Here is a 16,388-nt window from a genome sequence, read left to right as displayed (position 1 = left end):
ATAGGAATCATCCTTTTTACATAGATTATACCCTAGATTTTAGACAGGTTCTAAGTAAAATTAGCAATCTAAACTGTGCTGGTACAATCGGTGCAATTGGTGCATTCGTAACTACGAATACCGCTTTACAAGTAACTACTTTTCCTGCGGGTACAACGTTAAACTATACACAAAATAGTTCTACTGCTATTTTGAATATCCCTGCTGGCAGTACTATTCTTTACGCAGAACTCGTTTGGGGTGGAAACTATTTATCTCGGGATCAAAACATTACGAGCGTATTAGGAAACCCCGTTTCTTTTACAACACCTGTGTCAACATACTCAATTCCCCCTTCGGCTGTTACAGCTTCAAATCAAACTTTCGTTTCTGGATCTGTCACATTTGGATTTTATACACCTTCAGCAGATGTAACGTCACTCGTTCAAGCTGCTGGATCTGGATCTTATACAACAGGTTCTGTTCCTGGACTTGTAGATCCTTTAGACGCTTCTAATGGAGCAATCAACTCTGCTGGATGGACGCTTATTGTCGCTTATCAAAACGGTTCCTTACCCGCAAGAAATTTAACAATTTACGTAGCTGGTAACCGTGTTTCTGTAGAAACCGGTAGTGCAGATGTATCTGTCTCAGGGTTTTTAACACCTGCCGGGGGACCTGTAAGCGGGAGATTATTAATAAGTTCTACTGAAGGGGATGCTGATTTAACTGGGGATCAAGCTTTATTTGGACCAAATTTCAGTTCATTAAATGCATTATCTGGGCCAAATAATGCTGTAAATAATTTCTTCGGTTCCCAAATTAATAATGCTGCTGGAAATTTAGATACAACTGGAACATTTGGCACGAGGAACCAGAGTGCCTCTACAGCTACAAATATCTCCGCCGGTCAGCAAGGTTGGGACATTACTTCTATTGATATTTCTCCTTATTTAACAAATTCCCAGGTCTCCTCCGCAATCCGTTTAACAACGAACGATGACGCATATATGCTAAATACAGTTGGTTTACAAATTGATATTAATTCACCTAATATACAAGCAACAAAAAGCGTAAATAAAAGTGTTGCTACAATTGGCGATATTCTAACCTATACAGTTACTGTCCCTAACACCGGTCTTCTTCCTGCAAATAACGTTACTTTTACAGACATTCTCCCTAACGGTACTTCCTTTATACCTGGCAGCGTAACGATAGATAATGTACCACAAACAAACGCAAATCCTGCGGCTGGTATTTCTCTTGGAACAATTAATAACAACGCTTCTCGTACAGTGACCTTCCAAGCAACTGTCGTTTCTCTTCCAAGTCAAAACCCTATCTCTAACACCGCTAACATTACGTTTCAATACACACCAATTGCTGGGGGAACAACTTTTAACGGTCTTGCAACGAGTAATGCTGCCGGCACACAAATTAACCTTGCAACTATTAATGGAACTAAATCAGTTAACAAACTTTTTGCCGATATTAGTGATACGTTAACTTATAGTATTTCCTTAGCTAATGCAGGAAATATCGCTGCTACAAATGTTATATATACGGATCCCATTCCAAACGGGACTACTTTTATTCCAGGTAGTGTAACTGTTAACGGCGTTATTCAAGCCGGAGCAAATCCTGCTAATGGTATATCCGTTGGGACTATTGCTGCAAATTCTACTACTACCATTTCATTTCAAGTATTCGTTCCTTCTATCCCCCAAACAAATCCAATATTAAATAGTGGTACAACAACATATCAATACATTCCTGTACCAAATCAGCCTGCAGTAAGTGGTACTAATACGACTAATACCGTCTCTACTCAAGTGAATAATGCTACGGTAACTATGGCAAAAACGGTGGATAAAAACTATGCGGATATTGGAGATACACTGACTTACACTGTTGCCTTTACGGGTACAGGTAATACGAATGCGAACAATGTTATTTTTACAGATGCCATTCCTACAGGAACAACTTTTGTCCTAAACAGTTTAACAATAGATGGCACGACACAGGTTGGTGCGAATCCCGCTAATGGTGTGAACATAGGCTCCATCCCAACTGGTACGACAAAAAACGTTTCATTTCAAGTAGTAGTAAACACAATACCTCCAGCAAATATCGTATCTAATGGATCAAGCGCTTCTTATCAGTATACTGTCACCCCTAGTCAATCACCCGTTACGAAAAACATCGCTTCTAACGTCGTTACCACTCAAATTAACAATACGAATTTAACATTAACAAAATCGACAAATAAACAATTTGCTACAATTGGAGATACAATCAGTTATACAGTCCTTATTACAAACAGTGGAAATACTGCTGCAACGAACGTACAGCTAACAGATCCACTTCCAAATGGAACGATATTGACTCCAGGTACTGTAACGCTAAACGGCGTTTTGCAAAATGCAACTTCTCTTATTGCCTTACCTATCGGTACAATTCCTGGCGGAGCTACTTTCACCTTATCGTTCCAAGTAACAGTCATCAACATTACCTCCCAAAATCCTATCATTAATAATACTTTCGCCTCTTATATTTACACTGTAAACCCAAGCCTGCCGCCAACTTCAAAAACAGCAAATTCTAATTCTGTTGCCTCAACAATTAGACTAGCAAATCTACATGCTATAAAATCTGTGGATAAAACATTTGCGGAAGTTGGAGATGTATTAACACTTACACCTTTGCTCTTACAAACGATGGAAATGTTGCGGCGAACAATGTATTACTATCCGATTCAATTGTAAATGGTACTTCCTTCGTACCGAACAGTGTTATAGTTAACGGTGTTACTCAGCCGGGCGCAACACCAGCTAGCATCAATATTGGTAGCATCAATGCTAATACTACAATTACAGCTTCATTCCAGGTATTAATAACTAGTATTCCAAACCCAAATCCTATTTCGAATAGTGCCTCCATTTCCTATAACTTTATTGTTGATCCAAACGCTTCACCTGTAAGTAAGAACACTACTTCAACCACTACATTTACTCAAGTAAACGATGCAAATGTCATTTCAGCCAAAACAGTGGATCGAGCGTTCGCTACCGTAGGGGATATATTAACTTATACCGTTATTTTAACGAATGCAGGAAGTGTTTCTGCTGATAGTCCTACTTTCGTAGATACGAATCCAGACGGTACTACCTTTATCCCAAACACTTTCCTTATTAATGGTGTGCTCCAAAATAACGCAGATCCAAATATAGGTGTTCCCTTACCTTCCATTCCTGCTAACGGCTCACTTACCGTCTCTTATCAAGTAACTGTCACCTCTTTACCAGCACAAAATCCAACAATAAATTCATCTAGTACACAGTATAGCTTTATTCTAAATCCTGGCGATCCACCAATTATAGAAACATCTTTAAGTAACACTGTAAGTACACAAATTAATTTAGCAAATGTAATTATTGTCAAACAAGTAGATTTAACTATTGCTGATGTTGGGCAACCAATCACATATACAATTTCCTTAGCTAACCTTGGCAATACTACAGCAAACAATGTTATTGTTACCGATATAATCCCTCCCGGCACCACTATCGTACCAAATAGTATTTTTATAGGTGGCGCTTTACAGCTAGGTGCAGACCCAAGTACCGGCCTTCAAGTCGGCTCCATTCCTGCTGGTGGTTTTACAACGATTGTTTTTCAAATAAGTGCAAATGGGCTACCTTCACCAAATCCAATTCAAAATAGCGCTTCACTTCAATATAGCTTTATCGCTGATCCTAGTTTACCTGCTGTTGTTAGAAACGCTGCTAGCAATATAGTAACTACACAAATTAATACTGCTAATATTGTTGCTACAAAACTAACGAGCACAAATTTCGCTGATGTTGGTGATGTCATATTATATGCGACTATTTTAACAAATAACGGGAATATCCCTGCTTCTAATGTAACGTTTACAGATATCATTCCAGCGGGTACCCTGTTCATTCCTAATACTGTAACGATTAACAATGTCCCTATAGCAAATGCAAATCCTGCTAACGGTATTTTGATCGGTACGATCGGGGCGAATTCATCACGTACCGTTTCATTCCAGGTTTTTGTACCAAATATCCCTGCTGTAAATCCGATTACAAATCAATCAGGCACAACATTCCAATATACGTACGATCCATCCAAACCAGCTGTAATGCAGATGGTGGCTTCTAACACGGTACAAACAACAATTAATAACGCTACGATTACCGCTGCAAAATCTGCAGATAAACAGTTCGCTAACGTAAATGATATTATTACGTACACGACTACTTTAACGAATAGTGGGAACACTCTTGCATCAAACGTGACTTTTACAGATGTAATTCCAAACGGGACATCGTTTATTCCTAATAGTGTAACAGTAAATGGGAATATACTGCCTAATGTAAATCCAGCGAATGGGATAGCAATTGATCCAATAAATCCGAATGCAAATACGATAATTTCGTTCCAAGTACAAGTAAATTCCATCCCGAATCCGAACCCTAATCAAAGTAATACAGCATACCAATATGTCGTAAATCCTAACTTACCTCCAGCATCCGCCAATGCGTTAAGTAACGTAATAACAACTCAAATTAATAACGCTACGATCGTCGCTACTAAATCAGTGAATACACCGACAGCTGCAATTGGAGATATCGTTACCTATACGATTGCAGTTACAAACACTGGAAATATCCCTGCTAGTGCAAATGTTTTAACGGATGGGCTTGGCGCAGGAGCTTCATTTATCCAAAACTCCGTAACTATCAATAATGTTCCACAACCAGGATTAGATCCATCACTTGGTATTCACTTAGCAGATATTCCACCAGGTAATACTGTATTTATTGCTTTTCAAGCACAAATTTTAGCGATACCGCCTAGTGGCACATTAACAAATAACGCCCTTGTAAATTATGAATATACAGTGAATCCAAACCAATCACCTGCTGTTGGTAGTACAATTACAAACACAACGGTTACTCCAATTATTGATGCTACTCTATCTATAAATAAAACTGTCAATTCAACATTCGCTACTATTGGAGATACACTTACTTTCACTTCTACCATTACTAATTCCGGTAACACTACCGCAAACAATGTTATTTTTACAGATTTAATTCCAGATGGTACAACGTTTATTCCAAATAGTTTTACAGTAAATGGAACAACCATTCCTAATGCAAATCCACAAAATGGTATCAATATCGGTAACATAAATTCAAATGCATCAGTTATACTCAGCTTTCAAGTAAACATTACAACGATTCCAAATCCTAATCCAATCCCTAATAAATCATCGGTTCAATATAGTTTTATTGTAGATATTAATGAACCACCTGTTTCACGAACAGTTAAATCCAATAAAACTTTTACACAAGTAAATACTGCTTCCGTTATCGCAACAAAAACTGCGAGCAGTGCATTTGCTGCTGTTGGCGATACAATTACGTATACAACTACTCTCACTAATAACGGAAATACAACTGCAAACACACCTGTTTTTATCGATATATTACCACCTGAACTTTCATTCGTTCCTGATAGCGTACAAATTAATACCACCCCACAACTCGGATTTAGGCCAGATAACGGGGTTCCTCTAGACCCAATTCCAGTTGGAGGAACGACAACCATCAGCTTCCAAGCTATTGTCGGTTCAATACCAGCTTCAAACCCTACGATGAACCAATCTAGTACAACATACTCTATCATTATTGACCCTACCGAGCCGCCTGTTACAGAAACGGCTACTAGTAATCCGGTCTTAGTTCAAATAAATGAAGCAATCATTCAAGCAACGAAAAGTGTGGATCGTATCTTTTCTGACGTAGCACCTGGAAATTCATTTTTAACGTATACTGTTTTATTAGAAAATATAGGGAACACGACTGCTACTAATATCATTTTTACAGATCCGATTCCAAATAATACAGTATTTATAGAAGATAGCGTTCGAGTAGGTGGGGTTTTATTACCTGGAGTAAATCCAGCGAATGGGATACCAATTGGAGATATTATTGCAGGAGATTTTATAAACGTCACCTTCCGCGTGCAAGTAGTTAGTATTCCAAATCCAATTTTCACAATTGGGCCTGGGGGACCAAACTCACCGGTTGTAAACGGTGCTTCTATTAATTATCGATTTATGACAGGACCTAATTTACCACTCGTTTCACGAAGTACAACATCCAATTCTGTTTCGACAACTATTAATAGTGCAATTTTAACAACCCAAAAAAGTGCTGATAAATCTATAGTTTCAGTTGGAGATACGATTACGTATACCACTACTATTACAAATACAGGGAATACAGCAGCAACGAATATAACATTCACAAGCGCTATTCCAGCTAGCACTACATTCATACCAAATTCAGTTACAGTAAATGGAGTTCAGCAACCTGGTGCGCAACCAGCACTTGGAGTAAATTTACCAAATATCGCACCCGGTGAAACAGTAACTGTTACTTTCCAAGTAAATGTTATTTCTATTCCCCCTTCAAGCTCGATTATGGATAATGACACAATTTTATATTCTTATACTGTTGATCCAAGCGGAGCTCCTATTACAACTTCTATTTCAACGAATATCGTTACAAATCCTGTACTAGATGCCATGATAACGATGGTAAAATCAGTCGATCAAACGCTTGTAACACTAGGTGATGCCATTACCTATACGACCATTTTAAAGAATAGTGGTAATACAAATGCAACTAACATTACTTTCACTGACCTTATTCCAGATGGTACAACGTTTATTACTGATAGCGTTACAATAGATGGCATCACACAAATTGGTCTTAATCCTAATACAGGTATAACGATTGGATCAATTGCTCCTAACAGCTCAATATCTATTGCATTTCAAGTTACCGCTACTTCTACACCAGCCCAAAATCCTATTGCCAATTCCGCGACTGCTTCTTACACATTTATCGCTGATCCAAATGCACCAATTGTTTCAAGAAATGTTACTTCAAACACAACGTTTACTACAATTAATACAGATACCGTGCCGAGCGGAACTACTTTTATTGCAAACACATTTTCTATCAATGGAATTCCTCAAAGTGGTGCGAATCCAACGAACGGTGTAAATATTGGGCCTATAACAGCTGGGTCTACAGTAAATGTTTCCTTCCAAGTAAACGTGACCTCATTACCAACTGAAAATCCAATTGTAAATTTCTCATCGACATCGTACCAATTAGTCTCACCGCCTGATGCAGAAACTTCAATTAGTAATCCTGTTTCAACACAAATTAGAGAAGCTATATTATCTATGACGAAAAATGAAAGTCTATCCTTTGCAGATGTCGGGCAAACTGCTTTTTACACTACTTCTATTGCCAATGTAGGCAATACGGATGCAACTAATATTGTATTCACAGATGTATTACCAAGTGGACTCACATTTATTCCTAACACATTAACTGTCGATGGCATTTTACAACCTAATGCGGATCCAAATACAGGTGTATTACTTGCAGCACTTCCACCAAATGAAATATATAGTATCGTCTTTCAAGTTACAGTGAACAGCATTCCACCTATTAATCCAGCACCGAATACAGCATCAACGACATATGAGTTTACTGTTGATCCAGGTAATCCGCCGGTATCGAATACAGCTAGCTCCAACACTACACTTCTTCAAATAAACAACGCAAATATTATTAGTACAAAAACAGCAAATCTTACTTTTGCGGATGTTGGTAATACAATAACATTTACACTTAACCTTCCTAATACAGGGAATGTGGCTGCAACTGATGTAACTATTATCGATATTCTTGATAGCAATTTAAGTTTCATTCCAAACAGTTTCACAGTTAATGGGCAAACCATTCCAAACGCTGATTTGTCTACTGGTGTAAACATAGGTTCAATTAATGGGGGTAATACGGCAATCGTTACATTCCAAGCAACTGTTACTACACTTCCAACACTTAATCCAATTTCTAATTTTGCTTCTACCACATATCATTATGTCGTTGATCCTAGCCAGTCACCTATTACAACTTCCAATCAATCGAATACAACGACAACCCAAATTAATAGCGCTATCCTTACTGCACAAAAAAATTCAAATGCGGAAACGGTAGATATCGGGCAGGATATCGTCTACTCCGTTACAATTACAAATAGCGGAAATGTTAGTGCAACGAATGTTATTTTTACCGACCTTATTCCAGCCGGAACTTCCTTTGAACCGAATAGTTTTACACTTAACGGAATTAGCATCCCAAATGCAAATATAATTACAGGTGTTCCAATTGGTGATATCGCGCCAAACCAATCTGTCATCGTAGCATTTCATATTAATGCCAATGAAATTCCGCCTATAAATCCAATTTCCAACCAAGCTAGCGTTAGCTTCCAACATATCGTTAATCCAGCAAATCCTCCAGTTTCAAAAAATATTACTTCTAACAGCGTTACAATAAAAATTGAAAGTGCTATTTTAAACACTATTAAAATAGGAGATAAAGCTTTTGCAACGATCGGTGATACGATTACGTATACAACTACTATTACGAACACAGGAAATATTCCTGCTAACAACGTTATTTTTTCAGATCCTTTACCAACATGGACACAATTTGTTGCTGGATCAGTTGTTGTTGATGGCACTCCATTACCATCCGCTTCTATTATTAGCGGTGTTGGCATAAATACGATAACTCCAAATCAAATCGTAACAATTATGTTCCAAGTTCAAATTGTAAGCAATCCAACAACGTTCACACCTGAACTCCAAAACTTAGGATTTGTTAACTTCCAATATAACGTAGGCAATTCATTACAAGCCCAGCCTGGCAATGTGGAAACGAACGTCTTCGTTACTTCTATTAATTCAGCGATACTTTCAGCTGTAAAAACTGCTAATACAGCTTTTGCAAATATCGGAGACACGATCACTTATACAGTTTTGATTCAAAATAGCGGCAATACAAACGCTACGAATCTAAACTTCTCAGACCTGATTCCAGTAGGAACGACCTTTGTTGAAAATAGTTTTGCTGTAAATGGAAGTACCATTCCAGGTGCAAATCCAAATAACGGAGTTAATATCGGAACTATTAGCGCGGGTAGTTCCTTAACTGTTACTTTCCAAGTCATAGTTACATCTACTCCACCTTCAAACCCAATTACAAACGTAGCATCTATTCAATACGCATTCATTGTTGACCCGGCAGCCCCTCCTGTTACAGGGACGATAAATTCTAATAGCGCTTCAACACAAATTAATAACGCTACTGTTACAACTGTTTTACAAGCAAATCGAACAATCGTATCTATCGGAGATGTAATTACGTATACAGCAACATTAACAAACACTGGAAACTTCCCTGCAAATTCTGTATTACTCATTAATGGAATTTCTGAAGGGGCATTATTTGTTCCAAATAGTGTTACACTTAACGGGATTTCACTTCCAGATGCAAGTCCAACTCTCGGTATTCCTGTTGGCATTATCGCACCAGGTGATTCTGCTACTATTACGTTCCAATTTCTTGCAAGTTCTATTCCACCGCAAGGGGCAATTATAAATCAAGCTATTACAAGTTACACGTATATTGTCGATCCGAGTCAACCTCCAGTTACAGCAACATCCTCATCTAATACGGTTAATACAGCTGTCGTTGATGCATCGTTATCCGTAATTAAAAATACAGATTCTCTCGTACAATCTACTAACGGTACAATCACTTACACAGTAGTCGTTCAAAATAACGGAAATACAACTGCAAATACAGTTAATTTAACAGATTTGGTCCCAGAAGGAACTGCATTTATTCCTAATAGCGTGACCATTAATAGCGTTTCCGTTCCAGGTGCCGATCCAAACGTAGGGATACCATTAAACGCCATCGCGCCGTCAGAAATCGTCACCGTCACATTCCAAGTTATCGTTCAATCCATTCCAAGCGTGAATCCAATTTCTAATACAGCCCGTATTGACTATACTTTTATCGCCGATCCAACCTCTCCTATCATCTCTCGTACAATTACTTCTAATCCAGCATCCACACAAATTTCAGATGCGACTATCATTTCTTTAAAAGCAGTCAATGCACAACAAGCAACAACTAGCGATATTTTGACCTACACGATAACACTAGAAAATAACGGAAATATCTCAGCAACTAATCTCTCATTTTTAGATTCTACTCCAAATGGGACTACATTCGTAGAAAATAGTTTTACACTTAACGGAACAGCTATACCTGGTGCCAATCCAAACGTAGGTGTTACTTTGCCTAACCTTGCAGCAAACGCTACTCACCTTATTTCGTTTCAAATTCTTATTAATAATTCATTCTCGCAAGATTCTATTACAAATCAATCCAATACAACATATACAATTCAACCAGATCCAAGCCAGCCGCCTATTACTGAAACATCTACAAGTAATATTGTCATTACAAATTTTGTGCAAGCACAATTGACAATTACAAAAACGTCCAATCCAATAACTGTAGATATTGGCGGAACTATACTTTATATTTCTGAAGTGAAAAATATCGGCAATGTTGACGCAATAAATATTATTTTTACAGATTCTATTCCAGCTGGGACTACATTCGTTCCCGATAGTGTCACAATTAACGGTGTCCTGCAACCAGGTGTAAATCCAGAAAACGGAATACCAAGTGGAACGATTCCAGCAAACAGTTCCAAAACAATACTATTTCAAGTGCAAACAAACAATCCACCTACTGAAACCGAAATTGCAAATCAATCTTCTGCAAATTACCAATATGTAAGTATTCCTACAGCTCCACCGGTGAATCGCTCTGCAAATTCTAACATTGTTACAACATCACTTCAAAATGCAAATATTATTTCTGTTAAAAGCGCGGATGTAACTTTCGTATCAATTGGGCAAATTATTACCTACACAAATACACTACAAAATATAGGAACCATTCCAGCTAACAATACCGTGTTTATTGATAACATTCCAGAAGGTACTATATTCATTGAAGATAGCTTATCAATAAATAATGTGATTCAGCCTGGCGCGAATCCTGAAAACGGAGTAACTCTCAGCACGATACAACCAAATGAAACAGTCACTATTTCATTCCAAGTACAACTTACAAATATACCGTCCGGCAATACAGTCATTAATATTTCAGACACTTCGTACGAATACCAAATTGACCCTAGCTCTCCGATTATTCAGCGTAGATCGTTATCAAATGCAGTAAACATGGAAGTGCGGACGGCAAATGTTAGTGCAATTAAATCCGCCAATAGATCCATTACACGCATCGGTCAAATCATCACATATACAGTCGCCGTTACAAACGCTGGTACAGTACCTATTACAAATACTCTCCTAATTGACGCAATTGCAGCTGGCACCACATTCGTTCCAAATAGCATCCTTGTAGATGGCATACCAAGACCTAACGAAAATCCAATTACCGGAATCACCCTTGATATTATCCTTCCAAATAATACGATTATTGTTACGTTCCAAGTAAATGTAGTCTCTATACCTTCTCAAAATAACATTAATAATATCGCCGTCATTCACTATGAGTATCAACCAGACCCAAGCTTACCACCAATTTCAGAAACGACCTCTTCCAATACTACAAATATACAATTTATTGACGCTATTCTTATCGCTACAAAATCCGCTAATAAAGTATTAGCTAATATTGATGAAATCATTGAATATACAGTATTAATCCAAAATAACGGATCCACTACAACTAACTCCATCTTTTTTACAGATACTATAGAGGATGGAACAGTATTTATTCCGGGAAGTGTAATAGTTAACAATACTGTACTTCCTGCAGCAGATCCGAATATCGGCTTTTCCATTCCTAATATCGCGTCAGGTCAATCGACAACAATAACATTCCAAGTTTCCGTTGCGAATTTACCTGCTGTAAATCCAACACCTAATACTGCAAATATCGTCTACGACTTTATTTTCAACCCTGACTTTGCACCAATTCAAAAATCTACTACTTCTAATACTACTTTCGTCCAAATTAATGACGCTGATATCGTTTCACTTAAAACTGTTGATTTCACCTCTGTAACAATTGGTGGCATTTTAACTTATACAACAACTTTAACGAATACAGGGAATACGGATGCTACTGCTGTTGTATTTACAGACAATATTCCTGATGGAACAACCTTTATAGACGGTAGTGTTTTAGTAAATAATATTCCTCAGCTTAACGCCAATCCAAGTGCCGGTATACTTGTAGGAACGATTGCTCCTGACATTTCTATCCCAGTCACATTTTCTGTTACCGTCGTAGCTCTTCCAGCTAGCGGTCGCATTCAAAATCAATCAACTTCTCGTTATACAATAAATGGCGAAGAACAAATATCGACTAGTAATATTACCTTCACTGAAGTTATTTCTGCTAATGTAATTGCTACAAAAACAACGCCTATCCAATATGCTGACCTACAAGCTATTATCCCTTACACAATTTCCATCATAAATAATGGGAATATACAAGTGGAAAACATTATTGTTACAGATATCATTCCAGCAAATACGAGCTTTATAGAGAATAGTGTTATTGTGAATGGCAACGCTCGTCCAAATGACAATCCACTTAGCGGTATACCAATTGATAACATTCCGCCTAATACGACAGCAACTATTCTATTCCAAGTCCGGGTTACTTCCATTCCGCAAACAAATCCAATCTCTAACACGAGTACAATTGAATATGAATACACGGTACCAGATAGGCCACCTATTACCGAAACTATTATTTCATCAGCTGCCGTAACAGAAATTCATCACGCGAATTTAAATAGCAATAAAGCTGTTGACCTTGCATTTGCAACGGTCGGTGATACGTTAACGTATACGATTACACTAAATCAAACTGGTAATGTTTCAGCAGATGATGTAATCATTCAAGATATTATTCCTCAAGGTACTACGTTTATAGAAAATAGTGTCATTGTAAACGGAGAAACTGTTCCGGGAGTTAATCCAGTAAGCGGCATACCAATTGGTACTATAATTGTAGGTGGAGATGCCATCGCTTCCTTCCAAGTAACTGTGACTTCTATTCCAACACCAAATGAACTCAGCAACAAAGCAATTACTACTTTTAACTATATAGTCAACCCAAATAACTTACCTGTTACAAATACGACTACAACAAATACTGTCACAACAACTGTCCAAAATGATAATGTCGTTGCCATAAAATCTGTTAATGCCACGAATGCATTACCTAGTCAAACTTTAACGTATACAATTACAATTACTAATAGCGGTAATGTAACGATTGAAGACCTTCTTGCCATAGACACCGTACCAGTAGATACAACTTTCATTACTGGTAGTGTTACGATTAACGGAGTCAATCAGCCGAATGCGAATCCCGAAAATGGTATTACATTAGGAAACCTTGCCCCTAATGAATCTGCTATCATTACTTTCCAAGTAACAGTATCTTCTTCGACTCTTCAACCTACAATCAATAACGATGCTACTATTTCCTATACTGTTATCATTGATCCGAATGAACCACCTATTACAATTACAAAGCAAACAAATACTGTTACAACAACACTAATCGAGCCAATGATTAACATTGAGAAAACAGCAGATAAATCTATTGTCGTTATAGGAGATATTATTACATTCACATTAGAGGTATTTAATCATTCCCCAATTCCTACAGTAAGTACTTCCGTTTTAGATATGATTCCAGCTGGTACAACATTTATAGAAAACAGTGTAACAATTAACGGTACTCCGGTTCCAAATATTCGACCAGACACTGGTATTAATATCGGCGCTTTACCTGCAGATGGAGTAACAACTATAACATTTAAAGTTCTCGTAACTTCTATTCCTTCAAACAGTTCAATTATCAATTCCGCAACAGTTACAGCTGCTTTCCAATTGACACCACAGGATCCAATCATTATTTTCATCGTTAATTCGAACATTGTTCGCATACCAGTTCAATTTATAACTGCAACTGTGCTTAAAAATGCTTCCGTCAGCTCTGCTTATTTAAACCAATATTTTGATTATACAGTGCGTATTACGAATACTTCCGAGATTTCACTTTCAAATATTTCATTACAAGACACCATTCCAGCAGGTTTACAATTTATGAACGGTACGGTCTTCATTAATGGGGAACGCTCTCCACTAGCGAATCCGAATATCGGTTTCCTAGTCGCTACTAATTTGGAACCAAACGAAACAATTATCGTGTTATTCACAGTACAAGTGATAAGTCCACCTATTAATAATGAATTTAAAAACACGGCAAACGTTTCTTTACAACTTCAAGTCTCTCCTACCGATCCACCAATCACAGTAACCATTACAAGTAACGAAAACATCGTCACCTTCATTCCAGAAAATCCAGATGAAACACTTCCAAATTTAAATTGTTTCTTTGACGGTGAACGTTTCATACGCATTACTCCTCGAAATATACGAAATTACTTTTGGACTTGGATTTGGTGGCAGTAATTCAGTACAACAAAAAAGATTGTATTTTGGTTGATTTGGACCAAATTACAATCTTTTTTTCATTCCACAGACTACACATTTCTCTTTTAAATTGAATTTATCCCGCTATTTGCGGGTAGTAAGGCTCCCACCTCAAAATTCGGCGAATGCGAGGAAGTTAGGTGGATTCGGGCTGCCCGTAAAAGCCCCATTAATGCGGGCTAATAATCAGTGGGGGATGGACAAAACCCCACTGATTAAAGTTTCACTTTATCACGTCGCCTAGTACTCGTCCAAAATTATACAAAGACAGGATCATCTCACGTTATTTTAGTCGTAATAAGCTGACCAACTTCATTAATAGTAACTTTCCATTTCGCTCCACTAGCAGTCTTCATAATTACACCTTGACTCGCTTCCAGCTCAATATCTCCAAACATTCTTCCGCCAGTTGTCGCTAACCAAGCATTTCCATTTTCCATAGAAGACCTTGCAAAAATACGATTAATTCGAAAACGCTTATGGTCTTGAGAGTAACCACTCAATGTAATTCTTACTTTATATAACTGATTAGCTTTCATATTCGATATAACTGTATCTCCAACATTTAATGGAACATCTGCCGCGATAATCCAACTCCCAGTTGCACTTAATGCATATTCAATTTTAATTTTCTTTGGGCTCTCTCCCCATCCAAAGTACATCCCAATACAATTCAACATTTTGATCGGATTTTTCGTAAAGTCCAATTCAATAACAACTGGATTACTATCTGGAACATCAATATAATTCACACTTTGTTCATCTATTAAATTAAAACAATTAGCGATATTTCCTCCGTAAGGTAATTTCCCACTTACTTGCTTGACACTATACTTCAGCTGAGCATTTACTAAAATATCATCTTGATTTCCTATTAAATGTGGTTTATTCAGCGTCAAAGGTAACTGAATCCGAAGTGATTCTTCATAAGTAGACTTACAAACATTGTATTGTCCGTTATCTACAATAGTTGTTGAAAGTAAATTTGAAAAAAGGTAGTTACGATGGGAATTGGAAGAAAATTCAATTACTATTTGTTCACTACTCATCCTGTACGTATCCCAAATCATACAGTTGAATGTATTATAAGCACCTGAACAACGAATTGCTTTTTTCGTTTGTTGTCTACATTGCACTTGAATATCATGAAACGTATTTCCTGAACTTTCATTTGGTAAATCACTATTCCCATCTACTTCTATTCCATACTGACATCCATCAATAAATATAGATTGAAATACATTTGCGTTAATCCAGCAAGGTGTATTTATATTGTCTATATATTCCGTTTTTAAATATATTGCAGTTTGAAAATTTTTAACTTGAACATAGTTAACTTGAAAGAAACTAATATAATCCCACGCTTTTTGACAATAAAAATGTATAGCTTTTCCTTTATATGATGGTGTGGTATTTATTATATTTATATTTGATATGACAGATTGATTAGGCACTTCTATTTGTTGTGAACCGGAAACATAAATAACAGATGACTGAAATACTTGATTAATAACTTGAATAGTACCGCCAGTTATAGAAGCATTACTTTGTAACTCAAACGCATTAAAATCTCCATCAATTTGCAGCGTTACGGTAGGATCTAACTCTAATCTTACGTTGGATTTAATAACAATCGGCTTCAATATTTTATACGTATTAACCCCTGTAATTCTTACCGTCGAAATTCGGTTCGCTACACAATAATTAATCGCTTGTTGAATCGCTAACGAACTATCACTTCCTGAATTCGAAACTGCACCAAAGCAATCAATATGAACACTATTTTCTGGCGCACACTCCTCTTGTGAAGAAATATATTCTGACAAAATAAATTCACTCCTCATATTGCCTTTTTCATATAATATGTGAGTTC

Annotated in this window: 1 protein-coding gene and 1 pseudogene; one reads left to right on the top strand and one right to left on the bottom strand. The window is 37.2% G+C overall.

Annotation, left to right across the window (positions count from 1 at the left end):
- Positions 1–14,494: pseudogene (locus AB3X49_RS22995) on the top strand (CLIPPER-2 domain-containing protein); the annotation flags it as partial.
- A 299-nt stretch (positions 14,495–14,793) separates the two neighbouring features.
- On the opposite strand, the gene AB3X49_RS22990 reads toward AB3X49_RS22995, so the two are convergent.
- Positions 14,794–16,341 carry a glycoside hydrolase family protein gene (locus tag AB3X49_RS22990; protein ID WP_367964964.1) on the bottom strand — a complete coding sequence of 516 codons (1,548 nt, stop codon included), beginning with the start codon at positions 16,339–16,341 and terminating at the stop codon, positions 14,794–14,796.
- Between the last annotated feature and the right edge of the window lie 47 nt (positions 16,342–16,388).

It is taken from the genome of Bacillus sp. C30 (assembly GCF_040838255.1).
Classification (GTDB): Bacteria; Bacillota; Bacilli; order Bacillales; family Bacillaceae_G; genus Bacillus_A; species Bacillus_A mycoides.
The sequence above is the reverse complement of the archived record's forward strand: the minus strand, read 5'-3'. Positions and strand labels throughout refer to the sequence as shown.